General features: G+C 69.5%; 22 protein-coding genes and 1 tRNA gene. 12 read left to right on the top strand and 11 right to left on the bottom strand.

Annotated elements, in window-relative coordinates:
- Positions 1–149 precede the first annotated feature (149 nt).
- The 5 genes from ABD893_RS09035 (at position 150) to ABD893_RS09055 (ending at position 5627) form a co-directional block, all read left to right on the top strand.
- Positions 150–989 (top strand): DUF1684 domain-containing protein, encoded by an 840-nt coding sequence (locus ABD893_RS09035; protein WP_345078632.1) that lies wholly within the window; start codon positions 150–152, stop codon positions 987–989.
- A 28-nt stretch (positions 990–1017) separates the two neighbouring features.
- Positions 1018–1782, top strand: a complete 765-nt coding sequence (locus tag ABD893_RS09040) for a TVP38/TMEM64 family protein (RefSeq protein ID WP_345078635.1) — start codon at positions 1018–1020, stop codon at positions 1780–1782.
- A gap of 143 nt (positions 1783–1925) precedes the next feature.
- On the top strand, positions 1926–4124 hold the full coding sequence (locus tag ABD893_RS09045; RefSeq protein ID WP_345078638.1) for a PTS sugar transporter subunit IIA: 2199 nt from the start codon (positions 1926–1928) through the stop codon (positions 4122–4124).
- 7 nt (positions 4125–4131) lie between these two features.
- Complete coding sequence (locus ABD893_RS09050) at positions 4132–5271, top strand: mannitol-1-phosphate 5-dehydrogenase (protein ID WP_345078641.1); 1140 nt, start codon at positions 4132–4134, stop codon at positions 5269–5271.
- Positions 5272–5354: 83 nt separating this feature from the next.
- Positions 5355–5627 (top strand): HPr family phosphocarrier protein, encoded by a 273-nt coding sequence (locus ABD893_RS09055; protein ID WP_345078644.1) that lies wholly within the window; start codon positions 5355–5357, stop codon positions 5625–5627.
- Positions 5628–5722: 95 nt separating this feature from the next.
- Here ABD893_RS09055 and ptsP read toward each other — a convergent pair whose 3' ends face one another.
- Positions 5723–7441, bottom strand: a complete 1719-nt coding sequence (gene ptsP, locus ABD893_RS09060; protein ID WP_345078752.1) for a phosphoenolpyruvate--protein phosphotransferase — start codon at positions 7439–7441, stop codon at positions 5723–5725.
- A gap of 90 nt (positions 7442–7531) precedes the next feature.
- On the opposite strand from ptsP, the gene ABD893_RS09065 reads away from it, so the two are divergent.
- The gene (locus ABD893_RS09065; RefSeq protein ID WP_345078648.1) at positions 7532–8440 is read left to right on the top strand and encodes an SDR family NAD(P)-dependent oxidoreductase; all 909 of its coding nucleotides are present in this window, start codon (positions 7532–7534) and stop codon (positions 8438–8440) included.
- A gap of 5 nt (positions 8441–8445) precedes the next feature.
- Here ABD893_RS09065 and ABD893_RS09070 read toward each other — a convergent pair whose 3' ends face one another.
- Complete coding sequence (locus ABD893_RS09070; RefSeq protein ID WP_345078650.1) at positions 8446–9021, bottom strand: hypothetical protein; 576 nt, start codon at positions 9019–9021, stop codon at positions 8446–8448.
- Positions 9022–9221: 200 nt separating this feature from the next.
- Here ABD893_RS09070 and ABD893_RS09075 point away from each other — a divergent pair, with 200 nt between their 5' ends.
- The gene (locus ABD893_RS09075) at positions 9222–10040 is read left to right on the top strand and encodes a DUF1684 domain-containing protein (RefSeq protein ID WP_345078653.1); all 819 of its coding nucleotides are present in this window, start codon (positions 9222–9224) and stop codon (positions 10038–10040) included.
- Between the two features lie 2 nt (positions 10041–10042).
- Here ABD893_RS09075 and ABD893_RS09080 read toward each other — a convergent pair.
- From ABD893_RS09080 to ABD893_RS09105, 6 genes are all read right to left on the bottom strand, one after another.
- Positions 10043–10130: transfer RNA gene (locus ABD893_RS09080), tRNA-Ser, on the bottom strand.
- Between the two features lie 26 nt (positions 10131–10156).
- Entirely contained in the window at positions 10157–12844 is a 2688-nt protein-coding gene (locus ABD893_RS09085; RefSeq protein ID WP_345078656.1) for an HAD-IC family P-type ATPase, read from the bottom strand.
- Between the two features lie 110 nt (positions 12845–12954).
- Complete coding sequence (locus ABD893_RS09090) at positions 12955–13671, bottom strand: hypothetical protein (protein WP_345078660.1); 717 nt, start codon at positions 13669–13671, stop codon at positions 12955–12957.
- Between the two features lie 18 nt (positions 13672–13689).
- Positions 13690–14562, bottom strand: coding sequence for an ABC transporter ATP-binding protein (locus ABD893_RS09095; protein ID WP_345078663.1), 873 nt, complete (start codon positions 14560–14562; stop codon positions 13690–13692).
- Positions 14559–14912 (bottom strand): GntR family transcriptional regulator, encoded by a 354-nt coding sequence (locus tag ABD893_RS09100; protein WP_345078666.1) that lies wholly within the window; start codon positions 14910–14912, stop codon positions 14559–14561. The genes ABD893_RS09095 and ABD893_RS09100 overlap by 4 nt, the downstream gene beginning before the upstream one ends.
- Before the next feature lie 157 nt (positions 14913–15069).
- On the bottom strand, positions 15070–15573 hold the full coding sequence (locus tag ABD893_RS09105; RefSeq protein ID WP_345078669.1) for a PH domain-containing protein: 504 nt from the start codon (positions 15571–15573) through the stop codon (positions 15070–15072).
- A gap of 138 nt (positions 15574–15711) precedes the next feature.
- On the opposite strand from ABD893_RS09105, the gene ABD893_RS09110 reads away from it, so the two are divergent.
- On the top strand, positions 15712–16788 hold the full coding sequence (locus ABD893_RS09110; RefSeq protein WP_345078672.1) for a hypothetical protein: 1077 nt from the start codon (positions 15712–15714) through the stop codon (positions 16786–16788).
- A gap of 11 nt (positions 16789–16799) precedes the next feature.
- Here ABD893_RS09110 and ABD893_RS09115 read toward each other — a convergent pair whose 3' ends face one another.
- A complete protein-coding gene (locus tag ABD893_RS09115) occupies positions 16800–17684 on the bottom strand; it encodes a hypothetical protein (protein WP_345078675.1) in 885 nt (294 codons plus the stop codon).
- A 138-nt stretch (positions 17685–17822) separates the two neighbouring features.
- On the opposite strand from ABD893_RS09115, the gene ABD893_RS09120 reads away from it, so the two are divergent.
- The 3 genes from ABD893_RS09120 (at position 17823) to ABD893_RS09130 (ending at position 22529) form a co-directional block, all read left to right on the top strand.
- Positions 17823–18800, top strand: a complete 978-nt coding sequence (locus ABD893_RS09120; protein WP_345078677.1) for an MDR family oxidoreductase — start codon at positions 17823–17825, stop codon at positions 18798–18800.
- Positions 18801–18802: 2 nt separating this feature from the next.
- Complete coding sequence (locus ABD893_RS09125; RefSeq protein WP_345078755.1) at positions 18803–19780, top strand: NAD(P)H-quinone oxidoreductase; 978 nt, start codon at positions 18803–18805, stop codon at positions 19778–19780.
- Between the two features lie 145 nt (positions 19781–19925).
- Positions 19926–22529: a ligand-binding sensor domain-containing protein gene (locus tag ABD893_RS09130; protein WP_345078680.1), complete on the top strand. Its 2604-nt coding sequence runs from the start codon at positions 19926–19928 to the stop codon at positions 22527–22529.
- A gap of 71 nt (positions 22530–22600) precedes the next feature.
- Here ABD893_RS09130 and ABD893_RS09135 read toward each other — a convergent pair whose 3' ends face one another.
- On the bottom strand, positions 22601–23467 hold the full coding sequence (locus ABD893_RS09135) for an HAD family hydrolase (RefSeq protein WP_345078683.1): 867 nt from the start codon (positions 23465–23467) through the stop codon (positions 22601–22603).
- A gap of 103 nt (positions 23468–23570) precedes the next feature.
- The gene (gene serS, locus ABD893_RS09140) at positions 23571–24842 is read right to left on the bottom strand and encodes a serine--tRNA ligase (protein ID WP_345078685.1); all 1272 of its coding nucleotides are present in this window, start codon (positions 24840–24842) and stop codon (positions 23571–23573) included.
- A 44-nt stretch (positions 24843–24886) separates the two neighbouring features.
- Here serS and ABD893_RS09145 point away from each other — a divergent pair, with 44 nt between their 5' ends.
- Positions 24887–26080, top strand: a complete 1194-nt coding sequence (locus ABD893_RS09145; RefSeq protein ID WP_345078687.1) for a diacylglycerol/lipid kinase family protein — start codon at positions 24887–24889, stop codon at positions 26078–26080.
- The last annotated feature ends 9 nt before the right edge of the window (positions 26081–26089 follow it).

A 26089-nucleotide genomic window follows, 5' to 3' on the forward strand; every position in this document is an offset into this window, starting at 1 on the left:
CAGAGCTGAACATCCCTGCGCTGATCACTCCTGGGAGGGGGCCGGCCCGGCGCGGGTCTCGCACCGTGTGAACGCAGATCACGGCAGGCTCGCCAGGAGCCTGGGACGAGGAGGAGACTCGCGCCACCGCCCTTACCGAGGAGAGCCCGATGACGCAACACACCCCGACCGCCGCCGCCGAGCGGGCCGATGCCGAGCGGGCCGACGGCCCCGCCTCCTGGACCAACTTCCGGCGCCGCCGGGATGAATCCCTGGCCGCACGCCACGGCATCCTCTCCCAGGTCGCGCTGCACTGGATCGACCCGTCGGCCGGGCCGCAGCGTCTTGGCGAGGTTCCGGGCAGCTGGGAGATCATCGAGGATCGACCGGTCGTGCGCTTCGGAGGCACGGAGCTCACGCTGCTCGCCGACTCCTCGGAGATCGGCGTCCGCGCGGATGACGGGGTCGTCGTCACGACCGTGACCTCCGCGGGTGACGTCCGCCTGGCGAGCTTCGGCGAGGACGTGCAGATCGATGTGATCCGTCGGGGCGGGCGGATCGGCCTGCGCCTGCTCGACCCGGCGGCGCCACGACTGGCCGCCTTCGACGGGGTGCCGACCTTTCCCTACGACCCTGCCTTCGTGCATACCGGGACCTTCCGGGCCCAGCCCGCCACGGTGCGAGTCGGCTCGGCGCTGCCGTGGCTCGAGCAGGAGCTGTCCTCCCCCGGGGTCGTGACCCTCGAGATCGCCGGCACCGAGGTGGATCTCGTGCTCACCGGCGAATCCAGCATCCTGTTCACCGACGAGACCTCCGGCTCCGAGAGCGCCCACTGGCGTCAGGTCAGCGCACAGCTGGACGGCGACCGGGTGCACGTGGATCTCAACTTCTCCCTGAACTTCCCGTCCGCCTTCAGCGCCTGGGGCACCTGTCCGCGCCCGCCGGCGGGCAACCACCTGCCGCTGGCCGTGCGCGCCGGGGAGGCCCGGGTCGAGCCCACGGAGCGCTGAGCGGCTGCCGAGCCTCTAGGATCGCGGGATGCCAGACCGTCCCGATCCCGAGACCGGCGAGACCCCCGAAGTCTCCGACGGCCCTGCCCGCACGCGCGGCGGGGTGCCCTGGGGCTCCGTGCTGCGCAACGTCACCCTCGTGCTCGCCGTGCTGGTGATGGTGTGGCTCGCGCTGAACGTGCGCCTGCCGTCCGTGGACGAGCTGCGCGCGGACATCGCCGAGCTCGGTGCCTGGGGTCCGCTCGCCTTCATCGCGCTCTACGCGGCGGTGGCCCTGACACCGATCCCGGTGACGATCATGGCGGTGGCCGGCGGGATGCTCTTCGGGGTGCCCGGTGGCACCGTGCTGTCGATGATCGGGGTGACGCTCGGCTGCTGGGGCGGCTACTGGGTGGCGCGGGGCCTGGGCCGGGACACGGTGATGCGCGCTCTCGGATCGCACGCGGAGCTGGTCGAGGACCGCCTCGAGAACGGCGGGTTCTATGCGGTGTGCACGCTGCGACTGATGCCCGGCATCCCCTACTGGCCGGTGAACTACGGCAGCGGCGCTTTGGGCATCAGCAGCCGCGACTTCCTCATCGCCACTGCGCTCTCGGCGCTGCCGGGTCAGATCTCCCTCATCGCCGTCGGAGCGTTCCTGGTCGAGCCGGGCATCGCCTCCGGTGCGGTGGTGGCGATCTCCTGGACCATCGTGATCGCACTGACGCTGCTGTCCTATCGCCGGTGGAGGGCCACCCGCAGCACGGAGCATCCCGAGGACGCCATCCCCTCTGCTACCACTGACAACGCCTGATTCCGGTCTAGACTGCTCCCACGCCGCCGGAGCACCCCTCAGCACGATGTCCGGGGTAGGCCCCGATCGGTCGCAGCGCGCCAGCCGGCGCGCGTCGTCCCCACCGGGGCCTGTGACGTCCCGGCCGTCCCCGAGGATGTCGCATGAGCACAACGACCGAGGCACCAAGCGGATTCAGTCCGCGCGTGGCGCTGCAGAAGGTCGGCACCTCCCTGTCGAACATGGTGATGCCGAACATCCCCGCGCTGATCGCGTGGGGTCTCCTGACCGCCTTCTTCATCCCTGATGGCTGGACCCCGAACGAGCCGCTGGCCAGCGTCGTCGGGCCGATGATCCACTACCTGCTGCCCCTGCTGATCGCGAACACCGGCGGCCGCATGATCTATGAGGCGCGCGGCGCAGTGGTGGGCGTGATCGCCACCATGGGCGTGATCGGCGGCTCCGACTGGTTGATCCAGCAGGAGAACGTCCAGCTGCTCGAGCAGTGGGTGGCCGACGGCAACCCCGCGGAGAAGTTCGCGGAACTCGGCCAGGTGCACATGTTCATCGGCGCGATGATCATGGCGCCGCTCGCGGCCTGGGTGATGAAGAAGCTCGACTCGCTGTGGCAGGACCACATCCCGGCCGGCTTCGAGATGCTCGTGAACATGTTCTCCGCCGGCATCTTCGGCTTCTTCGCCCTGGTCGGAGGATTCTTCGGCCTCGCCCCGCTGGTGAACGGCCTGATGACCCTGCTGTCCAACGGCGTGGCTGCACTGGTCAACGCCGGTCTGCTGCCGCTGGTCTCGCTGCTCATCGAGCCGGCGAAGGTCTTCTTCCTCAACAACGCCATCAACCACGGCGTGCTCACCCCGCTGGGAATCGCCCAGGCGGATATCGACGGCAAGTCCGTGCTGTTCCTGCTCGAGGCCAACCCCGGCCCGGGCCTTGGCATCCTGCTCGCCTTCACGTTCTTCGGCCGCGGCGCTGCTCGGGCCACCGCCCCCGGTGCCGCGATCATCCAGTTCTTCGGCGGCATCCACGAGATCTACTTCCCCTACGTGCTCATGAAGCCGATCCTCATCCTCGCCGCGATCGGCGGCGGCATGGCGGGCGTCGCAGTCAACGCCGCCTTCGGGACCGGCCTGATCGCCCCTGCCTCCCCCGGCTCGATCCTCGCGATCTTCGGTGTGGCCTCCCGTGACTCTTACCTGGGCATCGCGCTCGCGGTGCTCGCCGCGGCTGCGGTGAGCTTCGCGCTCTCGGCGCTGTTCCTGAAGATCGGCAAGCAGGATGACGGCGACATCGGCGCCGCCACCGCCAAGATGGAGCAGATGAAGGGCAAGAAGTCCTCCGTCGCCGGTGCTCTGACCGGTGCTGGTGCAGCGGGCGCTGGCGCGGTCGCGGCGGCCGACGACTCCGGGCACACCGGCCCGATCCAGAAGATCGTCTTCGCCTGCGACGCGGGCATGGGCTCCTCGGCCATGGGTGCCACGGTGCTGCGTAAGAAGGTGCGCGCGGCCGGCTTCACCGACGTCGAGGTCACCAACAAGGCGATCTCGAACTTGAACGACGAGTGGGACGTGGTGGTGACCCAGAAGGAGCTCACCGACCGTGCGCGTCAGCGCACCGGCTCTGCGGTGCACGTGAGCGTGGACCAGTTCATGAACTCCCCGCGCTACGACGAGGTCGTGGGGCTGGTCGGCAAGCGCAACAACCCGGAGTCGGATGCGGAGCCGACGACCGAGCAGCCGGCCGAGCAGGCGGCACCCGCTGGGACCGCTGCTACGGCCGCAGGGGCGGGAGCGGCGACAGCAGGAGCTGCCGGCGCCGTCCATGGCCGCCGGGCCGCAGCCCCAGCGGCGGACGCCGACGCTGCGGCCGCCGACGCTGGGCCTGCCGCCGATGCGACCGCCAGCGCGGACTCCGGGCCCGAGATCCTCGCCCCGGAGAGCATCGTCCTGGACGGCTCCGCGACCGACTCGGCTTCGGGCATCGATGAGGCCGGCGCCCTGCTGGTCGCCGCCGGCGCGGTGGATACGGGCTATGTCTCCGCGATGCACGACCGGGAGGCGACCGTCTCGACCTTCATGGGCAACGGGCTGGCGATCCCGCACGGGACCAACGATGCCAAGTCCACGATCAAGCGCTCGGCGATGTCGTTCGTCCGCTACCCGGGCGGCATCGACTGGAACGGGAATCCCACCACCTTCGTGATCGGCATCGCGGGAGTGGGCAACGAGCACCTGGAGCTGCTCCAGAAGGTCGCGATGACCTTCTCGGACCCCGCCCAGGTGGAGCGCCTGAAGAACGCCACCACCACCGAGGAGATCCTCGAGATCCTCGGCGATACGAAGGAGTGAGGCACTGATGAGAGCCGTACATTTCGGGGCCGGGAATATCGGCCGTGGCTTCGTGGGCCTGCTGCTGCACGAGGCAGGGTTCGAGGTGGTCTTCTCCGACGTCTCCGCGGACCTCGTCACGCAGCTGCAGCAGGCGGACTCCTACCAGGTGCGCACCGTGGGCCAGCAGCCCACGAGCACCACGGTCGACGGATTCCGTGCGATCAACTCGGCGCAGGATCCGGAGTCGCTGACCGAGGAGATCGCCGCCGCAGATCTGGTGACCACCGCCGTCGGTGCGCACATCCTGAAGTTCGTGGCACCGAACATCGCCGCCGGCATCGCCGCCCGCCCCGCCGGGGCTCCACCGCTCGCGGTGCTGGCCTGCGAGAACGCGATCAATGCGACAGATCTGCTCGAACAGGAGATCCGCGCCGCCTATCAGGGTGACGACCTCGACGAGAAGGCCCTGTTCGCGAACACCGCGGTGGACAGAATCGTGCCGGTCCAGGCCGACGGCGCGGGCCTGGACGTCACCGTCGAGGACTTCTACGAATGGGCGGTCGAGCGCGGGCCGTTCGAAGGCCATGAGCTCGACGTCCCGGGGATCACCTGGGTCGATGACCTGGGCCCGTACATCGAACGGAAGCTGTTCACGGTCAACACCGGCCATGCCACCACCGCCTGGCACGGCTGGGCGGCAGGGCACGCGACGATCGCGGAAGCGATCTCGGATCCTGCCGTCGCGGTCGAGGTCGAATCGGTGCTCGCCGAGACCTCCTCGCTGCTGGTGGCGGTGCACGGCTTCTCCGAGGAGGAGATGGCCTCCTACCGGGCCAAGGTGCTGGGCCGTTTCGCGAACACCTCCTTGCCGGATCCCGTCGAGCGGGTGGGCAGGGCGCCGCTGCGCAAGCTCTCGCGCGATGACCGGATCATCGGCCCCGCCGCCGCCCTCGCCGAGCGCGGGATGGAGCATGACGGCCTGCTGGCCGCCTTCGGCGCGGCACTCGCCTTCACCCCGGACGGGGATGAGGAGGTCGACCGACTGCAGGAGATCCTGCGCGGAGGCGATGCGGACGCCGCCGCCGCAGAGATCGCAGGTCTCGAGCCCACCCATCCGCTGTTCCCCGAGGTGCGTGCACTGATCGCCGCAAGCACCACGCGCTGAGCACCCGACCGGTCCACCCCGCCCTGCCCATCCGGGCACGGTATATTCCCCTCACACACGTGACCCCACGAAAGGCACACACCATGGCAGAGCGCACCGTCAAGATCGCCAGCTCCTCCGGACTCCACGCCCGCCCGGCTGGCATCTTCGCCCAGGCTGCGGCCGAGCAGCCCGCGACCGTGACCATCGAGAAGGCCGGCGGCAACGCCGTGCAGGCATCGAGCATGCTGATGCTGATGACCCTCGGTGCCGGCAACGGCGACGAGGTGACCCTGCGGGCCGAGGGCGAGGGCGCCGAGGAGTCGGTCAACGCACTCGCCGCTCTCCTGGAGAAGGACCTCGACGCCGAGGCGTGAGCAAGCCGCGCACAGAGTCGAAGGGCGCCCCACCGATCCGGTGGGGCGCCCTTCGTCTCTGCGGAGAGCAGGTCAGCGGGTCACTGACCCCGTGGTCACAGCCCCAGCTCTCCGAGGATCGGCAGGCCGGCGCGGACGGCGCTGATCGCGTCCTCCGCGGTGCGGGCGGAGACTGCCTTCGCCGCGAGCTCCTGTGCCTGCGCAAGGGTCACCGTGGAGAGCACCTTCGCGACCACGGGCAACGAGCGCGGAGTCATCGACAGGCTGTTCACGCCGAGGCCCACCAGCACCACCGCGAGGCCCGGGTCACCGGCGGCCTCGCCGCACACGCCGACGGGCTTGTTCGCGCTCTCACCGAAGGCCTCTGGATCCCCGCCCGCAGCGCGGGCCCCATCGCAGGTGGCCTTGACCAGTGCCAGCACCGAGGGCTGCCACGGAGTGTTCAGATGCGCGAGGGAGCCGAGCTGACGATCGGCGGCCATCGTGTACTGGGTGAGGTCATTGGTGCCGATCGAGGCGAAGTCGCACGCTGCGAGGTGACGGTCCGCGGTGATCGCGGCGGCAGGGGTCTCGACCATGATCCCGGCCGGCTCCAGCCCCCGCTCGCGGCACATCGCGACGAAGTCCTCGGTCTCATCGACGGTCGCGATCATCGGCGCCATCACCCAGGGCTTCGCCTCGGACTGCTTCGCGGCGGCGGCGATCGCGTCGAGCTGATTGGTCAGCACCGAGCGCTTCTCCCAGGAGGTGCGATAGGCGCGCACGCCGAGCGCGGGGTTCGGCTCGTCGGCGTCGGTGAGGAAGGGCAGCGGCTTGTCGGCGCCGGCGTCGATCGTGCGCACCACGATCTTCTTGCCGGGCAGGTGCGCGAAGGTCTCGACGTAGGCCGTGGTCTGCTCCTCGACGGAGGGCTCGTCCTCACGGTCCAGGAACAGGAACTCGGTGCGGAACAGGCCCACTCCGTCCGCGTTCGCGGCGGCGGCCGTCTCGGCGTCCTTGGCGCCGCCGATGTTGGCCAGCAGCTGCACCCGGGTGCCGTCGGAGAGCACCCCGCCCCCGCCTTCATAGGTGAGCGGGTTCTTCTGCAGCTCGGTCCACGCGGCAGCGAAACGGTGATGCTCCTCGGTGACCTCATCGGTGATGGTGCCGAGTCCGGCGTCGACGAACACCTCGGTCCCGTCGGCGAACTCGTGGATGCTCTTGGCCGCGACGATCGCCGGCAGTCCCAGCTGCCGGGCGAGGATCGCGGTGTGGGACTGCGGACCGCCGTCGGAGGTGATCAGAGCGATCACTCGGGCAGGATCGAGGGTCGCGGTGTCCGCCGGGGCGAGGTCGATGGCGGTGAGCACGAAGGGCTCCTCGCCCTCAGGGATGCCCGGGGCCTGCTCGCCGCGCAGCTCGGCGACGATGCGGGCACGCACGTCACGCACGTCGGTGGCACGCTCGGCCATATAGCCGCCGAGCCCCTCGAGCATTCCGGCGACCTGGTCGCCGGCCTCCCAGACGGCCCGCTCCGGGGTCTTGCCAGCGGTGAGGACGAAGCCCTGCGCGGTCTGGGTCAGCGAGGGATCCGCCGCCATCTGGGCGGTGGCCTCGAGGATCTTCTTCCCCTCCCCCGAGGCACGCCCCGCGAGCCGGATCAGGGTGGCCTGCACGGCAGCGGCCGCCGCGGGAATCCGTTCTGCCTCGACAGCGCGGTCCGCTCCCTCCGCGAGGGTGTCCCCGGTGGCTGGCTCGGCGACCGGCGGCGCCATCGAGCGGATGGTGCCGATCACCCGGCCAGGACTGACTGCGACACCGGTGTACTGAGCCATCATTGCCATCTCCTCTGAGGAGGCCGAAGGGGATTCTTGGCTGTCATCGTACGCGGAGCACGACGTCGTCCGCGCCCCTACGATGGCGCGATGAACGCCATGGCCTGGGAGCATCTGCACGAACCCGATCTGCGCGGGCGCACCGTCGTGATGACGGGAGCGAGCGACGGCCTGGGGCGGGAGGCGGCGCTCCAGCTCGCCCGCTGGGGCGCGGACCTGGTCCTCGCGGTGCGCAGCCGGTCCAAAGGTGAGGTGGTCCAGTCCCGGATCGTGCGCGAGACCGGCCGGGAGGAGGCAGTCCGCCTGGTCCAGCTCGACCTGGCGGAGCTCTCCTCTGTCCGCTCCGCGGCCGCTCAGATCGCGGAGCTCACGGACGCCCGCGGGATCGATCTGCTGATCCATGTCGCGGGACTGGTGACCCGCCGCCGGGGGCTCACCGCGGACGGCTTCGAGCTGATGACCGGAGTGAACGCCCTGGCGCCGCTGCTGCTGACGGATCTGCTGCTGCCGCTGGTGCGGGGGCGGGTCGTGGTGACGGCCTCGCAGGCGCACGCCTTCGGTGAGATCGACCTGTCCGATCCCTACTTCTCCCGCAGCGGCTGGTCCCTGCGCGCCGCCTATGGACGCTCGAAGCTCGTGACGATGCTGTGGGGGCGCGAGCTCTCCGAGCGGCTGCAGGAACGGGGCGGGCCGGTGGACCTGCAGCTCGTGCACCCTGGCTGGGTGCTCACGAACCTGCAGAACGCGACCGGCTCCGCCCGTCTGGATCGGCTGGTCACCGAGGTGACCAGGCCATTCGCCATGCCGCCGACGGGAGGCGCCGCCGCGGTGCTGTTCGCCGCGACCCAGCCGCTCCCGCCCGGCTCCTACCTCGGTCCCGACGGACCCAGGGCGCTGCGGGGGCGGCCGACGCTCCTGCGCCGCTCCGGCCCGGCGCTGGACCGCGACCTGGCGCGTGAGGTCACGGCCTGGGCACGGTCAGAGGTGGCGGCGGTCTGAGGACATCAGTTCGCGGAGTCCGGGGACTGCGGCGAATCCGCCGAGACCGGGCTCGGGGCCGACTGCGCCGAGACCGGCGACTGAGCGGACACAGGAGACTGTGCCGACGGGGCCGACGGGGCCGACGGGGCCGACGGGGCCGACGGGGCGGACTGGGCGGACACAGCTGACTGCGCTGACACCGCCGACACCGGCGACCGAGCGGACTGCGCGGACACCGCAGACTGCGCCGACACCGCCGACACCGCCGTCGGGGCTGACTGCGCCGAGAGCGCCGAGACCGCAGTCTGCGCGGAGACGGGGCTGTTGGCCGTCAGCATCAGCTCGACGGGCGGCACCGCGCTCGCCAGGTCCTCGCTCACTGCGCCCTCGCTCACCAGGTCCTCACTCGCCGGACTCGGCACCGAGAGGGTGGAGGCGTCCTCGGCAGGACGCTCGGCAGCCTGCACGGTGCTCTGCTCGACGGTGGTGTCGTCCACACCCTCGACGGGCCCGCCCGCGGTCATCGCGTAGGCCACTCCCGGGATGAGCACTGCTGCCGTGGTCCCGGCCGCCACTGTCCAGATCGTCTTCGCCCGCATCGTCATCTCTCCTCCGTCGGCCCGTGCTCCGGGCTGCTTCCGTTTCTGTGATGCCCTCAGGAAACACCGCCCGGATGAGACCAGCCCAAGATCCGGATGAGGCCGTTCTCATCGATGTGACCGCCTGTGACGCAGGGGTCGACGCCGGTGCCCGCCCCGCGCAAGACTCCTCGCAGACCACGACGATCGAGGAGCACGCCATGAGCACCACCGACCAGATCACCGACCACGGCACCGCGCCCTCCTCCTGGTCGGACTTCCGAAGCCGGCGCCACCGCTCCCTCGCCGACCCTCACGGGATCCTCGCCCAGGTGGGTCTGCACTGGGTGGATCCGGAGCAGGCGGCCCGGTCCTTCGACGACGTGCCCGGCAGCTGGGAGATCGCGGGCAATCAGCTCACGGTGACCTGGCAGGGCGAGGAGCTCGAGCTCCTCGCGTCGTCACCGGAGGTGGAGGAGACCCGCGAGGGCGAGCTGCACCGCGCGACGATCACGACTCCCGGAGATATGCGCGTGGCGCGGTACGGCGCGGACGTGCAGATCGACGTGATCCGTCGCGGCGGCCGCACGGGGCTGCGCCTCCTGGACCCGGCTGCGCCCCGACGCACCACGTTCTCCGAGGTCCCCACCTATCCCTACGACCCGGGGCTCGTGCTCACCGGCACCTGGACCGCTCGGCCCACCGAGGTGACCGTCGGTTCCGCGCTGCCCTGGCTCGAGCAGCGTCTCCCCTCCCCTGGCGTCGCCTCGCTCGAGATCGGGGGCAAGCGCGTGCAGCTGGTGCTCACCGGCGACGCGAACGTCCTGTTCACCGACGAGACCTCGGGAACCACCAGCGCCGACTGGCGGGTGGTGACCGCGGAGCTCGACGGGGACACGATCACGGTGGACTTCAACCGGGCCGTGAACTTCCCGGCGGCCTTCAGCGCCTGGGCCACCTGCCCGCGCCCGCCCGCCGCGAACCACCTCGCGGCCGCGATCCGGGCCGGGGAGAAGCGGGTGACGCGCACGGAGCGGTGACGCGGAGGGTGCGGGATTCGAACCCGCGGTACAGGGTCACTGCACATTGGTTTTCAAGACCAACTCATTCGGCCGCTCTGACAACCCTCCTCATGCCCGGAGGCACCCGCGAGAGTCTACCGCCGCAGCGCCTTGTCCACCTCCACCACCGCGAACACCACCACTCCGGCGGCGATCGGGACCAGCCAGCCCGTCCAGCCCACCGCACCGGAGGCGAAGGCGGTCTGCATGAACGGGACATAGACGAAGGCCAGCTGCAGCAGAAGCATGATCGCGATGCAGGCCCAGGAGATCGGGTTCGTCGTGAGCAGCTCTTTGCGCAGGCTCGTGGTGCGAGTGAAGCGCGAGGCCAGCAGATAGAAGATCTGGCCCACCACCAGGGTGTTGACCGCGATCGTGCGGGAGACCTCGAGCGGAACGCCCTGGGCCTGGCCCAGCAGGAACACCCCGATGGTGATCCCGCCCAGCAGCAGCGAGACGTAGACGATCCGGATCATGCCAGCGAGCGGGATGATCGACCCGCCGGGCTTGCGGGGCGGGCGGCGCATGATGTCGGGCTCCCCCGGCTCGAAGGCGAGCGCGAGCGCGAGGGTGACGGCGGTGATGGTGTTCACCCACAGCACCTGCACCGGGGTCAGCGGGAGCGTCATCCCCATCAGCACGGCGACCAGGATGACCAAGCCCTGCGCGCCATTGGTGGGCAGGATGAACGCGATCGCCTTGCGGAGGTTGTCGTAGATGGTGCGGCCCATCTCGACGGAGTCCGCGATGGTCGCGAAGTTGTCGTCCGCGAGCACCACATCGGCCGCCTCCTTGGTGGCCTCAGTGCCCTTGATACCCATGGCCACCCCCACGTCGGCCTTCTTCAGCGAGGGGGCATCGTTGACGCCGTCTCCGGTCATCGCGACCACGTCACCGCCGTCCTGCAGCGCCGTGACCAGCCGCAGCTTGTGCTCAGGACTGGTGCGGGCGAAGATCAAGCGGGTGTGTGCGAGCTCGGCGAACTCCTCGTCGTCCGCGGCGTCCAGCTCCGCGCCGGTGACGGCGCCGTGCTCGTCCTCGATGCCCATCTCGCGACCGATCGCGGTGGCGGTGCCGGCGTGGTCACCGGTGATCATCATGACCCGGATGCCGGCACCCTGGACGAGCCGGATGGCCTCGATGGCCTCCTGGCGGGGTGGGTCGATGATCCCGTACAGACCCAGGAACGTGAAGCCGCCGGAATCGACGTCCGACGGGGCGAGCGAGTCGGTGGCGTCTCCGGCCCGGCGCACCGCCGCGGCGAGCACCCGCAGGCCCTGGCCGCTCAGCTCGTCGATCACCCGGTCCCAGTGCTCGCGATCCAGCGCTTCGCGCTCGTCCAGGCCCATCCCCTGGAACTCGGAGCGGTCCAGCAGCCGGTCGGGGGCTCCCTTGAGGTTCACCACCCGGCCGACGCCCTCGATCTCGTCGAGGGTCGCCATGTACTTGTATGCGGAGTCGAAGGGCACCACGGCCAGGCGGTGCTCGTCGTCGCCCTCAATGCCGGCCTTCATCGCGAAGGTACGCAGGCCACCGTCGGTCGGCTCGCCCGAGAGCACCCACCGGCTCTCCCTCGGCGAGACGGTGGAGTCGTTGGTACGGGCGGCGACCTCGGCGAGCATCCGCAGATCCCCTCGGTCCTCGGCGTCGATGACCTGCCCGTCCAGCTCGATGTCCCCCTCGGGCGCATACCCGGTGCCGCGCACGTCATAGGTGCCGGCGGGGGTGACCACGGTGCGCACCGTCATCTCGTTCCTGGTGAGCGTGCCGGTCTTGTCCGAGGCGATGACGGTGACCGAGCCCAGGGTCTCCACCGAGTTCATACGCCGGGTGATGGAGTTGCGGCCCGCCATCTTCTGCACGCCGAGCGCGAGGGTGATGGTGAGGACCGCAGGCAGCCCCTCAGGGATCGCGGCAACCGCGAAGCCGATGGCCGCCATCACCAGCTCGCCGAGCCCGTACTCGTACAGCACCCAGCCGGCCACGAACATCAACGCGGCCGCGACGACCACCGCGATCGAGAGCTTCGTCGAGAAGGAGGACATCTGCCGCGTCAGCGGGGTCTCCATCGACTCCACCTCGTCGAGCATCGAGGTGATGTGCCCGATCTCGGTATGGCGCCCGGTGCCGACCACCACGCCGCGGCCCGAGCCGGAGGCGATGGTGGTGCCGGAGAAGGCGATCGCGCTACGATCGCCGAGCGCGGCGTCGACCTCGACAGAGCGCGGCGACTTCTCCACCGCGAGGGACTCGCCGGTCAGGGCGGACTCCTCGGCGGTGAGGTTGGTGGCCTCGAGAATGCGGACGTCGGCCGGGACCTTGTCCCCGCCGCCGAGCCGCACCACATCCCCAGGGACCAGGTTCTCCGCCGGGATCGTCGACCAGGAGCCGTCGCGCCGCACCTGCGCGTCCAGGGAGAGCATGGAGCGGATGCCCTCGAGGGCGTCCGCGGCCTTGCCCTCCTGGACGTACCCGATCACGGCGTTGATCAGCACGACCGCGAGGATCACGACGGTGTCGACGACATGCCCCATGAGCGTGGTCAGCACGCCGGCGCCGAGCAGGACGTAGATCATCGGGTCCTTGAACTGGCGCAGGAACCGGCGCAGGGTGGATTCCGGGGGGACGGAAGGCAGGGCGTTGCGCCCATGCCGTTCGAGCCGCGCCGATGCCTCGTCGGCCGACAGCCCCGAGCCGGTGCTGTCCAGCGCCTCGAGCACCTGCCAGCCGTCGTGGGCATGGGCCTGGGCGAGCGGGTCGGGGGTCGGGGTCACGGTGCTCATCTCCCGTCAAGCATCACCCCGCAGAGCGGTATTTTTCCGGGACGTTTGCGGATCTCCGGAAACAGGCCGGGAACGGCAGGGGGCGAGAGCCTTCTCCGCGACCACTGCCGTCAGGCCACCTGGGTGCGACGCACCAGCAGCAGCCACACTCCCGCCGAGGCCGCCCCGATCGCGGCGATCACCACCATCCACGGACCCCAGCCCATGGTCATGACCTCGAGCAGGTTCCGCCCGAAGCCATCCAGCAGAAGCACACCCGCGAAGATGCCCACGCCGATCAGCGCAAGGATCGCTCCGGCCACCCAGAGGAAGGCCTGCCCGAACCGCAGGAAGGCGGCGGTGATCGCCGCACCGAGGAAGAGCACGCCGAGGATCAGCAGGAAGGTCTGCACCAGGGTCTGCCACGGTGCGCCGGTGCCGGTGTAGAAGACGTCGAAGAAACGGATGCTCAGTCCGAAGCCGTCGGTGGCCTGTTCGATGGTCTTCCCGATGGTGACCAGGACGGAGTAGACCACGGCGTTTCCCAGGAACACCACGCTCAGACCGGTGGCGAACTCGCGACGGGTCAGTCCCAATCCGAGGGCGAGCGGAAAGTACTGCCCCATGGAGGTGAAGCCGTAGCCGATCAGCGGGCCCAGCAGGGCGAAGATCGCCCCGTTCCACTGCATGCCGTAGTACATCCCGGCCTGGGCCTCAGGCCCCTGCGACCCGACGATCAGGCCCACCGCCAGGATGACCATGAAGGCGAAGGTGACGGCGACCAGGGGCCAGCCGAAGGCCTGCATCCGATTGACCAGGTGCATGTCGATGACGTTGCGCGAGCGCATCAGGGTTCTCCTCTCAGGTCACCGGGCAGCAGCCGCGGCGGTGGTGCGGTGGACGATGTAGTTCTGCAGCGAGACGGGGGCGACCTGGAGTCCGGCTGCCCGGGCGCGGTCCGCACTGCCCGGCTCGGCATGCACGGTGGCGGTCGCGAGCGCACCGATCTCCTGGACGCGGAGCACATCGGCCCCGGCGATGAAGGCCGTGACCTCGTCCAGCCGGCCGGAGACCTCGATCGCCGCGCTCTGCAGCTCTTCGGCCTCGGCGGAGATCGCGACCCGCCCCTCGTCCAGCAGCACCACGTGCTCGAGCAGGTTGGAGACCTCGTCGATGTGATGGGTGGAGAGGATCACGGTGCGGGGGTGTTCGGAGAAGTCGGCCAGCAGCCGGTCGAAGAACAGGCGGCGGGCCACCGCATCGAGGCCCAGGTAGGGCTCGTCGAAGAAGGTCAGCGGGGCTCGGGAGGCCAAGCCGATGATGATGCCGACGGCCGAGAGCTGCCCGCGCGAGAGCTTCTTGATGGCCCGCTTCTCCGGCAGCCGGAAGTCGGCGACCAGCTCCCGGGCGAGCCCCTGGTCCCACGCGGGGTAGAGCCCTTCGGCGATGCGCAGGACGTCCGACGGCCGGAATCCGTCGGGGTACTTCTGGCTCTCCTGGATGAAGCAGGTCTTCGAGAGCACCTCGGCGTTCTCGACCGGGCTCTGGCCCAGCATCCGCATCTCACCGGAGGTGGCGAAGATCTGTCCGGTCAGCAGCTTCATGAGCGTGGTCTTGCCGGCGCCGTTGCGGCCCAGCAGTCCGTGCACCCGGCCTGCGGCGAAGTCGAGGGAGACGTCGTCGATCGCGGCGACGTCACGGAAGTGCTTGGTGAGGTTGCGGGTCTCGATAGCACTCATTGCAGTGCCTCCATCATCTCGGTGATCTCTCGGTGGTCGATGCCCAGGTGCGCGGCTTCGCGCAGCAGAGGGGCGAGGTAGTCGCGGGCGAAGTCGTCGCGCCGGCGCTGCCTCAGCAGCGCGGTCGCGCCGACGGCGACGAACATTCCCACTCCTCGGCGTTTGACCAGGACGCCGGCGTCGGCCAGGAGGTTCAGCCCCTTGCCGGCGGTGGCGGGGTTGATGCGGAGGAACGCGGCCAGCTCATTGGTGGAGGGCACCGGGCCGTCCTCCGGATGGGTCCCGTTGAGGATCCCGTCTTCGATCTGCTCCGCCACCGCGATATAGAGCGGCTTCGTCTCATCCAGCACGCGAGCCTCACTGTCGTCGGGACCGACACCGCGGTCTGCTGGTTCATTACTCCACTAATGAACCACGGAAGCGACGAACCGTCAAGGGCCCTGACAGAAGAAACGCTCATTCGAAGCACGCCTCGGGAGCCCGGCGTCCCCGCCGGGAAAGGGCGGTCTACCGCGTCGAGCCGGCGAGCCAGCGCCGGTGCGCATCGATGGCCGCCCGGGTGGCCGGGCGCTGCTCCGTCGCGGGGCTGCCCCAGCGGAAGCTGTTCTCGCCGCGGTACACGGCCATGCGGTCCGTGGTCGCGAGGGCAGTGATCCTTCGCCCGAGAGGCTCCCTGAGCACCACCACCACGGCCCCTGACGTCCAATAGGCAGCGGTCTGCTCGATCACGGCGACCTGCTCCCAGGGGATCCGGTGAGAACGGAGGTAGTGGAGGAGGGTGAGGCCTTCATCGTCGACGGTGAACTGGAGCCGGGTGCCGATCAGCACGATGGCGATGCTGAGGAGCACCACCACCAGGCACATCACCGCTCCCAGCACTCCGGCGACGGAGTCCAGCGTGAGCAGCAATGCCCCCGCTCCGAGCATGACGAGACAGGCGAAGCCCACGACGCATCCCAGACCCCCGCGGATCCACCCGATTCTGAGAGCCCGGTACCTGATCTCGGCCATCGGCCCGTCCTTCCCGACGATGCGATCTGGAACCTCCGGGACGACGATACCGTGCGATGGGGACCTCTCCCCATGTCGCGTATCCCCCGAGCCGCTTAGGCTCACCGACGAGGACCACTGGCGAACGGGAGTCGGCACATGAATTTCTGGGGGGCGGACACTGCTCAGCTTCGGCAGCACGGGAGTGCGCTGAGAAGCGGCGGACAGCAGCTCGACGAGCTGATCTCGACGCTGACCACCGCAGTGAATGGAACGGAGTGGGTCGGTGCGGATGCCGAAGAGTTCCGCCACGCGTTCCGCACGCTCTGCTCGACGCGGATCACGCCTGCGGGAGACGTCCTCGCTTCACTCGCGAAGGAATGCGAGGAGCACGCCGAGGGGCAGGACGATGCCAGCGAGAGCGAAGGGGGAAGCTCCGGCGGCACCGGCGGTGGAGGCTCGGGTGGCGGAGTGCCTCAGAACCCCCTGGACATCCTGATCCGGGCCCTCCGGGACTACGAACCGTTGGAGAGCGATGGGTTCTGGGGAGACCTCCTGGGTGGACCCGAGGCGGGCTATTGGGGAAACCTCGCCTGGAACTCGGTGGGGATCCTCGCCGATCTTGCCGGCCTCATCCCCGAGCCGACGGGCGTGGGGGCAGCGATCAGCCTCGCCAACGACATCCCGTCGGCCGCCATCGGCTATTACGACGCTCTGCAGTCGTTCCAGGACGGCGACTACTTCGGCACCGCCGACGGGCTCATCACCGGGGGCATCAACACGCTGGACATCGGGTTCGGGGTTCTCAGCCTGGTACCCCCGATCCCACCGGTCGGCCTGGCGCTCACGGCGATCGGAGAGGTGGGAGGAGTCGTCACGGGCTCCTTGGACATGGGTTGGTCCGCTCTCTCCGCCGCGGCTCAGGTCTCCGCGATCACGGGCGGACCGGGAGGTGGTTCGACCACCAGATTCCTCGCCACCGCACCGGCGTGGGCTTTGGAGGAGATCACCGGCATACCTGCGTACACAGACTTCGCAGCGCCGATCACCGACGGCATCGATGACGTGTACTCACAGGCCACCACGGCGGTCAGAGATGCTGTCCCGATCATCGACCCGCTGATCGACGTCTCGCAGCGTCCGCTGGAATGGGCCTCCACCCAATGGCCCGTCTCCCTCGCCGAGGACGGGGCGACAGCAGTCAACGATTGGATCCGCGACCGCGTGCCGTGGTGAACTCGGTCCCGTCAGCTGCGTCCGTCGGCGTCGTCCTCAGCAGCCCCGCCCACCAGGTACTCGAGCATGTCTCCCAGCTCGTCGACGGACACCTTCTGCGCGGTGGCCATGCCTTCGTCGTCGGAGTGCTCAGCATCCGGCTGGAGGATGAGGAGCCCGTTGCGTCCGGAGACCAGATGGAGCTCACCCTTCACTGCGGGGGTCTGGCCAGACAGATAGATCCTCGTCTCCGCGACGAGTGAACCGCTGTGCTCGAGCAGTGCGGGATCGGTCGCCGCGGCGTCGGTATTGCCTCGCCAGTCAAGGACAGCCTCCTCGTCCGTATCGGAGGATGATGCATCGTCCTGCGTCACCTCTCTTCCCAGCACGAAGCTCCGCAGCAGACCGACCGAGTCCGCCACCCCCTGCATCATGAAATGGTGGAGCCCGTCCGGGGATGTCTGCTCATGGAGCACCGTTCCATCACGATCGACGAAGACGTGGTGGGCTCCTCGCTCCTCCGGTGCGTCGCTGAACGCTTCCAACCGTACAACGGAGTGATTCCGCCTGGTCAGCACTCCTGTGATCAGAAGATTTGCGCTCATCAGCTGCGGATCTACCGCGACTGTGCGCTTCTCGGCCGCAGCCAGCACCACCTCCGGCGCGATCATTCCTCGGGCGAGCATCGAGCGGCGCGCCGTGGCCATCAGCATCCCCACGTCGAACGACTGACCGCGGTCCACGGCCAGGCGGTCGAGCCATGGCGAGGCGAACTGCTCCTTCCCAGCGTTCCCGTACAGGACGAGCATCTCCTCGTCCGTGAGGGTGAGGAGGGGGCTCGGCCCCGATCGGGCAAGCGGTGCGAGCGCGCCGGCACCCGCCATCTCACGAACGCCGTCGGGAAGCTCTACAGGCATGACTGGTCCTCACTCGAGATCGACTGTGTGATCCCAGCTTTCCATGCCGGCGGCCGGACCCGCCCAGATCCCTGAACCCGGAGCCGGAATGTGGCGCATAGGCTGGAGCCATCCGCCCCCGAGCGAGAGGAGCGCCCGATGCGCGCCATAGTGATCGAATCCGAGGGCGCAGCCCCGCGCCTGCTCGAGGATGCCGACGAGTCCCTGCTCAGCGGTGACGTCGAGCTGGACGTGCTGGCTTCGAGCGTCAACTTCAAGGACGGGATGGCACTGGCCGGCAAGGGCATCGCCCGTGCCCATCCGCTGATCCCGGGCATCGATCTGGTGGGCCGGGTGACCGGCTCGGCGTCCGACCGCTTCTCCGCCGGAGACCTGGTGATCCTCAACGGCGACGGCATCGGCGAATCGCTCCATGGCGGCTTCGCGACCCGAGCCCGGGTGCGCCCCGACGCGCTCGTCCGCCTTCCCGTGACCCTCGCCCCCGAGCGTGCCGCCGCGATCGGCACCGCCGGGTTCACCGCGATGCTCGCGGTGCTGCGCCTGGAGGATGCCGGCCTCAGGCCGGACGCCGGGGACGTCCTGGTCACCGGGGCCTCGGGCGGTGCGGGATCGATCGCCGTCGCGCTCCTGGCAGGCCGCGGCTTCCGGGTGCTCGCCTCGACCGGACGGGCCGCAGAGAACGGCGAGTATCTGCGCACCCTCGGCGCCGCCGAGGTGCTGGACCGTCGGGAGCTCTCCGAGGAGCCGGGCCGGCCATTGCAGTCCCAGCGCTTCGCGGGGGCGATCGACGGGGTGGGCAGCACGACGCTCGCCAACGTCCTCGCCCAGACCGCCTGGGGCGGCACGGTCGCCGCATACGGTCTCGCCCAGGGCCCGGACCTGCCCACCACGGTGCTGCCGTTCATCCTGCGCGGCGTCGCCCTGGCCGGGGTCAACTCGGTGCAGTGCCCGCTCCCCCTGCGTGAACGCGCGTGGGACGCCCTGGCGGACGAGCTCGATCCGGCGCTGCTCGATGCGATGACCACCAGCATCGGACTGTCCGAGACCATCCCTCATGCCGACAAGATCCTGGCCGGGCAGGTCCGCGGCCGCACCATCGTGGAAGTGACCCAGTGACCATGCGCGCAATGACCATCACCGAGGATCACCGCCTCGAGCTCGCCGAGCTTCCCGAGCCCGTCCCCGCACCGGGTGAGGTGCTGATCGACGTCGTCGCCGCGGGGGTCAACCGCGCCGATCTCGCCCAGACCGCCGGGAAGTACCCGCCGCCGGCTGGCGCCTCCGAGCTGCCGGGCCTGGAGGTGTCCGGATACCGGCGCGACACCGGCGAGAAGGTCGTGGCGCTGCTCGCGGGCGGCGGCTATGCGGAGGTCGTCGCGGCGCCGACGGAGGTGCTGCTGCCCGCCCCGGCAGGGATCAGCCTGGTCGATGCCGCCGGCGTGATCGAGGCCGCGGCGACGGTGGTCTCCAACCTCGTGCTCGAAGCCGGCCTCCACGAGGGCGAGACGATCCTGATCCAGGGCGGCACCGGCGGCATCGGCAGCGTCGCCATCCAGCTCGCCCGTCAGATGGGGGCGCGGGTGCTCACCACCGTCGGCTCCGATGCCGCGATCGCGACTGCGCGCGAGCTCGGTGCCGATATGGCCTGGAACCGCCACACCACCGATCTGCTCGAAGCGGTGCGGGAGACCGGCGGCGTGGACGTGATCCTCGACGTGGTCGGCGGGTCGGCGCTGGCCGATCATGTGGGGATGCTGCGGGAGAGCGGCCGGCTGGTCATCATCGGCACCCTGGGCGGCTCCAGCGGCGAGCTGCCGATCGGGAAGCTGATGGGCAAGCGCGGCCGGGTCATTGGCACCACCCTGCGTTCACGACCGCTGGAGACCAAGCACGGGATCCTCGAGGCCGTCCGCTATCTGGCCTGGCCGCTGCTGGAGTCCGGTGAGCTGAGCGTCCCGATCCACGCCCGTCTGCCGCTGGAGCGCGCCGAGGATGCCCACGCGATCCTGCGCGAGGGCGGCCACCTGGGCAAGGTGATCCTCGAGGTCGCAGCCCCGGCGAACAACTCCGGCGGCGGGCGGCGCCGGCGGGGGTAGCTCGCGCAGGGCGCACCAGACCCTTGCCTTCAACACGGTCATTTCAGGCGGAAGTTTGCAACCGGTTGCCTTCCAGGGTGCGGCAACCTTAGGGTAGAAGAGCATTTCTCACTCGCCGCATCACTGACCCAATGGAGGGTTCACCATGCACGCGCAGTCCCCCACGCCGCTTGCCAATGATCGAGTCCCCGATCGACCAGCTCCCATCCACCGGCTCCGCCGCCTCGGCGGTCTGCTTGCGACCGCCGCCCTGACCGGCGCCCTGCTCGTCGGCGGATCCTCCCCCGCCCTGGCCGACGACCCACCACCACCGGCCGATCCCGCCCCCGCCGGCGTGCCGAGCGACGACCCGCGGGTGCTCGATCTGCTCGCCCAGGACGAGAACCTCGAGTATCTCGGTACCCCGGTGACCACCCAGATCCCCAGCCAGGCCGCCCAGGGTGTGGTCGACGGACGTCATGTCTCTTACCAAGTGTTCAAGGGCGCTCCCGACACCGACTATCCGGCGACCTTCGCCATGACCGACATCGAAAGCGGCGAGCAGCTGGACACCTGCGCAGTCACCGGCGCCGAGCACGTGCGGAATCTGAACGTCGCCACCGACGGCCGCGTGTACTGGGGTACCTACTATGACTCCAAGTTCTGGCGCTACGATCCCGCCACCGGTGAGTGCGAGGACCTCGGCCGGATCAGTGGCGGCGAAGTGGCGGACCATGCCTTCGGGCTCTCCCCCGGGCCCGACGGCTCGATGTTCCTCGGCGTGTACCCGGACAGCCGCCTGTACCTGGTGGACCCGGAGACCGATGAGATCGAACTGCTGCGCGAGATGGATCCGGGTGCTGAGTACATCCACGCCATCGCGTACTACGAGGAGACCGACACGGTGTACGTCGGGACCGGCGGTGTCGCCCCTCAGATTTGGATGATCGAGGACGGCGGTCGCGGCGAGCAGACCCTGATCGCCTCCGAGGAGAACGCCCCCGGGTTGAACCAGGGTGCCACCACCGTGGGCCGGATGGACATCATCGAGGATCGCGTGATCGCCCAGGTCGGATTGCGGATGATCGTGCTCGATCTGGACGGTGAGGTCATCCACTGGGATGCCGAGCAGACCCGCTTCTTCTTCGGACATCACATCATCGCCGGCGCTGAGCCGGGCACCGCGCTCTTCTCGACCGAGGGCTGGGGCCTGGTCGTCTACGACCTCGAAGAGAACTCATTCCGGACCACGGACATCACTCTCGGGGGCTACCTCTCCGACGGCGTGGTCGACGACTCCAGCGGCACTCCGCTGCTCTACGGCACGTCATCGCTCGGCGTGGTGGTCGCAGACCTCGAGTCCGAGACTCTGCTGTCCGATAGCCCGATCGACTTCGCCCAGCCGACTCTGATCCAGAAGCTCCTGCTGGGTCCCGACGACTCCGTCTGGGCGTCGGGCTACATGGTGGGCCTGAACGACATCGATAGGACCGGCGCGGATCACGGTCCGACCATGCAGCGCGGCCAGTACGAGTCCGCGACGGTGCGTGACGGAAAGATGTACCTGGGTGCCTACGGGCACGCGAAGTTCGAGGAACTGGACCCCGCCACCTTCGACCCCGCGGAACCGGGCACCGTGCCCCGCCTCTTCGAAGGCGTGAACCAGGGACAGGACCGTCCCTTCGGGATGGCGTACAACCCGGAGCGCGACGAGATCTACATGGGGTCCGTCGCGATCTACGGACAGACCCAAGGCGGACTCGCGATCTGGGAGGGCAGCACCGGTGAGCACGTGGTGCTGACCGAAGAGATCGGTGCCGACGAGAACGTCGTCTCGGTCGTGCACAACGAGTCCGACGGCATGGTCTATATCGGCACCACAGTGGACGGTGGCCTCGGTTCTACTCCGAGCGGGAACACCGCCGGCAAGCTGCTGGTGTTCGACCCGGATACCCGCACAGTCGTAGAACGGATCGATCCTGCCGGTGAGGAGCAGGAAGGCATCACCGGCCTGATGGTCGACGACGAAGGAGCGGTGTGGGGCGTCGCGGAGCAGTCGCTGTTCCGCTACGACCCGACCACCGGCGTCTCCACGGTCGAGGGCAGTGTGGGCGGGGCTTACTCCGAGGGCACGACCTACTGGGCCTACGGCAACGTCCACCAGTCCACAGCGGATGGACGGATCTACGTCACCGCCGGCTCACGCTTCTCGGTCCATGACCCCGCCACCGGCGAGACCACCCGACTCGCCAACGGCGTCGGCTGGAGCGTCGTCGACGGCGCAGGTGATGTGTACCTGAGCGCCGGGGCGCACCTCTTCCGCTACCCCGTCGAGGCGGCAGTCACCTGCGATGACACCGTCACCGAGGACCACAGCGGCCCCCTTACCGTGACTGCGGGGACGACCTGCATCGAAGACGCCGCCGTGGAAGGTCCCGTGACCGTCGCCGAGGGTGCCGGTCTGCAGCTGACCGGAGCCTTCGTGCGCGGCCCGGTCACCGCAGCCGGCGCCGAGGTCATCTCGATCCAGGACAGCGAGATCCGAGGGCCGGTGAGCCTCACCGGCACCACGGGGAGCGTCGAGATCAGCGGGTCCACCGTCAGCGGTCCGCTGACGATCGACGACACCGCAGACGGGGTCACCCCGATCCTCACCGCGTCGCGAGTCGAGGGTCCGCTCTCCTGCACCGGAAACGCCGTCGCCCCGGACGATGACGGCGTACCGAACACGGTGCGCGGTCCGGCCACCGGGGACTGCGCAGGGATGTGAGCACGCGCTGACGGGCACTGCAGTGCCTCGCTCCGGGCGTCGGCTTCAGGCCGACCCCGGGGCGGGCCGCGTCAGCCCAGCAGCTGCTCCAGCACGAGCACGGTGCCGTCCTCGTAGATCGAGTCGGTGACGACGTCTGCCACGTCCTTCACGCCCTGCGGGGCCTGGCCCATGGCCACGCCCACTCCGGCCCAGGTGAGCATCTCGACGTCGTTGAAACCATCGCCGACCGCGACCGTGTTGGCGCTGTCGATCTCGAGACGGCCGCGGAGCACCTCGAGGGCGCTCGCCTTGGAGATGCCGGGGGCGGCCATGTCGAGCCAGGCGGTCCAGCCGATGGAGTACTCCACGCCGTGCACCCCGGAGTCGGCGATGACCTTGGAGAACTCCTGCGGGGAGAGGTCCGGGACATGCACGACCACGCGCACGGCCTCGAGCTCCATGAGCTGGTCGAGATCACTCTCGATCGCCTGCACGCCGAAGCTCGCGTCCTGGAATCCGGCTGTGGAGCGGAAGTTGCCGTCGACCATCTCGACGGCATAGTGCGCGTCGGGGGCGACCTCGCGCAGGGTGCGCAGGGCGTGGCCGGGCTGGAAGGACCGGGTGTCGATGATGCGGTGGCCGCCCTCGAGCTCCGGGTCCATCTGCACGGTGACCGCTCCGTTGGAGCAGACGGCGAAGCCGTGGGTGACCCCCGCGGCCTCGACGATCGGCAGCGTGGCGCCGAGGGAGCGCCCGGTGGCGATGACGACGGTGTGCGTCTCCGCCGTCTGCTGCAGAATCTCATGCATCTCGGGGCTCATCACCCCGTCGTGGTCGACCAGGGTGCCATCCACGTCCAGCCCGATCAGCAGCTTCTGCCCGGAGAGCCCGGTGAGGTGATCCTGGAGGCGCGCACGGGTCGCGTCACGGTCGGTGGTCGAGGTCTGGGTCGTCATGTCCGGCAGTGTCGCATCGCCATCCGACGAACGGGTGAACCCGCGGTGACGACGAGCGCTGAAGATGCTGCGCAGCCGGCGCAGGGAGTTCGACAGTGCCATCTCAGACAGCGCCCCCCACGACCTCGAAGATCTCGCGCCCGCCGAGGAAGGGCCGCAGCCCCTCGGGGACGACCACCGAGCCGTCGGCCTGCTGGTGGTTCTCGAGGATCGCAGCGATGAAGCGGGTGGTGCCGAGCGTGCCGTTGAGGGTGGCGACCGGTCGCAGCCCGTTGTCGGTGCGCTCGCGGATGTTCAGCCGACGCGCCTGGAACTGGGTGGTGTTCGAGGTGGACGTGAGCTCGCGGTAGGTGTTCTGGCTGGGCATCCACGCCTCGCAGTCGTACTTGCGGGCGGCGGAGGTGCCGAGGTCCCCCGCGGCGGTGTCGATGATGCGGTAGGGCACGTCGATGCGCGCCATCATGTCCCGCTCCCAGCCGAGCAGCCGCTCGTGCTCCTCGTAGGAGTCCTCGATGCGGCAGTAGGAGAACATCTCGACCTTGTGGAACTGGTGCACCCGGATGATGCCGCGGGTGTCCTTGCCGTAGCTGCCGGCCTCGCGGCGGTAGCAGGCGCTCCAGCCCGCGTAGCGGAGCGGGCCGTCTTCGAGGTCGATGATCTCGTCCTTGTGATAGCCGGCGAGTGCGACCTCGCTGGTGCCCACGAGGTAGAGGTCATCACCCTTGTCGAGGTGGTATACCTCGTCGGCGTGCTCGCCGAGGAAGCCGGTGCCCTCCATCGACTCGGGCAGCACCAGGGTGGGGGTGATCATCGGGGTGAAGCCGGCGTCGGTCGCGAGGGCGATCGCGGAGTTCAGGATCGCGAGCTCGAGCTGAGCACCGATCCCGCGCAGGAAGTAGAAGCGGGCGCCGGAGACCTTCGCACCGCGTGCCATGTCGATCGCCTTGAGCCCCTCAGCGATCTCCAAGTGGTCCTTGACCGGGTGGTCGAAGGTCGGAACTTCTCCCACATGCTCGCGCACCACGAAGTCGGCCTCGAGCCCCTCAGGGGCCCCCTCGGCGAGGTTCGGGATCTCGCGCAGCGCGGCGTCGCGGGCGGTCAGAGCCTCATCGGTCTCGGCCTCGAGCCGCTTCACGTCGGCGCTGAGCTGCTTCACCTCGGCCAGCAGGGCCTGCTTCTGATCGCCCTTGGCCTGGGCGACCTGCTTGCCGAAGGCCTTCTGCTCGGCGCGCGCGGACTCGAAGGCCGCGGTGGTCTCGCGCCAACGAGCATCGGACTCGAGCACCGCGTCCACAGTGGCAGGGTCACGTCGTCGCGCCCGCTGGGCGTCTCGGACGGCTTCAGGGTTTTCGCGCAGGTGCCGCAGATCGATCATTGCACCAGGGTACCCGCGCGCACGCCTGCCAGTACTCTGACGGAATGGACCTCACTCTGCTGATGCTGAGCATCGCCTCAGTGCTCACCACCGTGATCACGATCGCCCTGCTGGTGATGGTGCTGCGCCGACTGGGCCGGCACCGCCGAGAGCTGAGCGAGCTGCGCGCCGCCGCGGACCGCCGGTCGAGCACGCGGAAGGCCCCCGGCGCCGACGACGCTGGGGACGCCACGGAGACCGACGACTCCGCCGACTCCCCCGCCGACGACGGCCGACTCCGCAAGGTCGCCGTGGTGCTGAACCCCTCGAAGTTCGAGGAGACCGACACCTTCCGCCGGAAGATCACCGAGGTGGTGGACCGGATCGAGGGCGCTGAGACGGTCTTCTACGAGACCACCATCGACGATCCCGGCAAGGGCCAGACGGAGCAGGCTGTCGCGGACGGCGCGGATCTCGTGATGGCCGCCGGCGGCGACGGCACGGTGCGTCTGGTCGCCTCGGTGCTGGCCGGCACCGACACCCGGATGGGCATCATCCCGGCCGGCACCGGGAATCTGCTGGCCCGCAATGTCGAGATCCCGCTGGAGGACCCGTCCGCGGCGATGATCACCGCACTGACCGGTGAGGACCACCAGGTGGACGTCGGCTGGCTCCGTGCCGGTGACTCCGCCGCCGCGGCCCGCTCCGCCGAGCGCCAGATCTTCCTGGTGATCGCCGGCTTCGGCGCCGATGCGGAGATGATCGGCTACACCGATCCGGAGATGAAGAAGCGGATCGGCTGGATCGCGTACATCTTCGGCGGGATCCGCACCGTGCTGGGCCGCTCGGTGGATGTGGTGGTGCAGCTGCCGGATGACACCCGTCACGCCCACAAGGCCCGCACCGTGCTGCTGGGCAACGTGGGCAAGCTGCCGGGCGGCTTCGTGCTGATGCCGGATGCCACGATCGACAACGGCCGCCTCGAGGTCGTCGTCGCGGGCTGGCGCGGCGCGGCCGGGTTCAGCCAGGTCGCCGCCCAGGTCATGAATCCGAAGCTGACGCCGAAATACGGTCCGAAGCTCGCCACGATGGAGCGCTACCTGACCACCGGGATCCGCGTGACCACCACGAAGGCGCAGCCGGTGCAGCTGGACGGCGACACGGACGTCGACGCCACCCACCTGATCGCGACCGTCGATCCCGGGGTGCTGCGGCTGCGCGTGCCGGAGGGGAAGGGCGCGGCGCAGGGCAACAGCTAGGCCCGCGGG

It is taken from the genome of Brachybacterium paraconglomeratum (genome assembly GCF_039541415.1).
Classification (GTDB): Bacteria; Actinomycetota; Actinomycetes; order Actinomycetales; family Dermabacteraceae; genus Brachybacterium; species Brachybacterium paraconglomeratum_A.

Coding starts and splice junctions, on each gene's coding strand:
- ABD893_RS09035 (WP_345078632.1), top strand. CDS start 150: ATGACGCAACACACCCCGACCGCCGCCGCCGAGCGGGCCGATGCCGAG.
- ABD893_RS09040 (WP_345078635.1), top strand. CDS start 1,018: ATGCCAGACCGTCCCGATCCCGAGACCGGCGAGACCCCCGAAGTCTCC.
- ABD893_RS09045 (WP_345078638.1), top strand. CDS start 1,926: ATGAGCACAACGACCGAGGCACCAAGCGGATTCAGTCCGCGCGTGGCG.
- ABD893_RS09050 (WP_345078641.1), top strand. CDS start 4,132: ATGAGAGCCGTACATTTCGGGGCCGGGAATATCGGCCGTGGCTTCGTG.
- ABD893_RS09055 (WP_345078644.1), top strand. CDS start 5,355: ATGGCAGAGCGCACCGTCAAGATCGCCAGCTCCTCCGGACTCCACGCC.
- ptsP (WP_345078752.1), bottom strand. CDS start 7,441: ATGGCTCAGTACACCGGTGTCGCAGTCAGTCCTGGCCGGGTGATCGGC.
- ABD893_RS09065 (WP_345078648.1), top strand. CDS start 7,532: ATGAACGCCATGGCCTGGGAGCATCTGCACGAACCCGATCTGCGCGGG.
- ABD893_RS09070 (WP_345078650.1), bottom strand. CDS start 9,021: ATGCGGGCGAAGACGATCTGGACAGTGGCGGCCGGGACCACGGCAGCA.
- ABD893_RS09075 (WP_345078653.1), top strand. CDS start 9,222: ATGAGCACCACCGACCAGATCACCGACCACGGCACCGCGCCCTCCTCC.
- ABD893_RS09085 (WP_345078656.1), bottom strand. CDS start 12,844: ATGAGCACCGTGACCCCGACCCCCGACCCGCTCGCCCAGGCCCATGCC.
- ABD893_RS09090 (WP_345078660.1), bottom strand. CDS start 13,671: ATGCGCTCGCGCAACGTCATCGACATGCACCTGGTCAATCGGATGCAG.
- ABD893_RS09095 (WP_345078663.1), bottom strand. CDS start 14,562: ATGAGTGCTATCGAGACCCGCAACCTCACCAAGCACTTCCGTGACGTC.
- ABD893_RS09105 (WP_345078669.1), bottom strand. CDS start 15,573: ATGGCCGAGATCAGGTACCGGGCTCTCAGAATCGGGTGGATCCGCGGG.
- ABD893_RS09110 (WP_345078672.1), top strand. CDS start 15,712: ATGAATTTCTGGGGGGCGGACACTGCTCAGCTTCGGCAGCACGGGAGT.
- ABD893_RS09115 (WP_345078675.1), bottom strand. CDS start 17,684: ATGCCTGTAGAGCTTCCCGACGGCGTTCGTGAGATGGCGGGTGCCGGC.
- ABD893_RS09120 (WP_345078677.1), top strand. CDS start 17,823: ATGCGCGCCATAGTGATCGAATCCGAGGGCGCAGCCCCGCGCCTGCTC.
- ABD893_RS09125 (WP_345078755.1), top strand. CDS start 18,803: ATGCGCGCAATGACCATCACCGAGGATCACCGCCTCGAGCTCGCCGAG.
- ABD893_RS09130 (WP_345078680.1), top strand. CDS start 19,926: ATGCACGCGCAGTCCCCCACGCCGCTTGCCAATGATCGAGTCCCCGAT.
- ABD893_RS09135 (WP_345078683.1), bottom strand. CDS start 23,467: ATGACGACCCAGACCTCGACCACCGACCGTGACGCGACCCGTGCGCGC.
- serS (WP_345078685.1), bottom strand. CDS start 24,842: ATGATCGATCTGCGGCACCTGCGCGAAAACCCTGAAGCCGTCCGAGAC.
- ABD893_RS09145 (WP_345078687.1), top strand. CDS start 24,887: ATGGACCTCACTCTGCTGATGCTGAGCATCGCCTCAGTGCTCACCACC.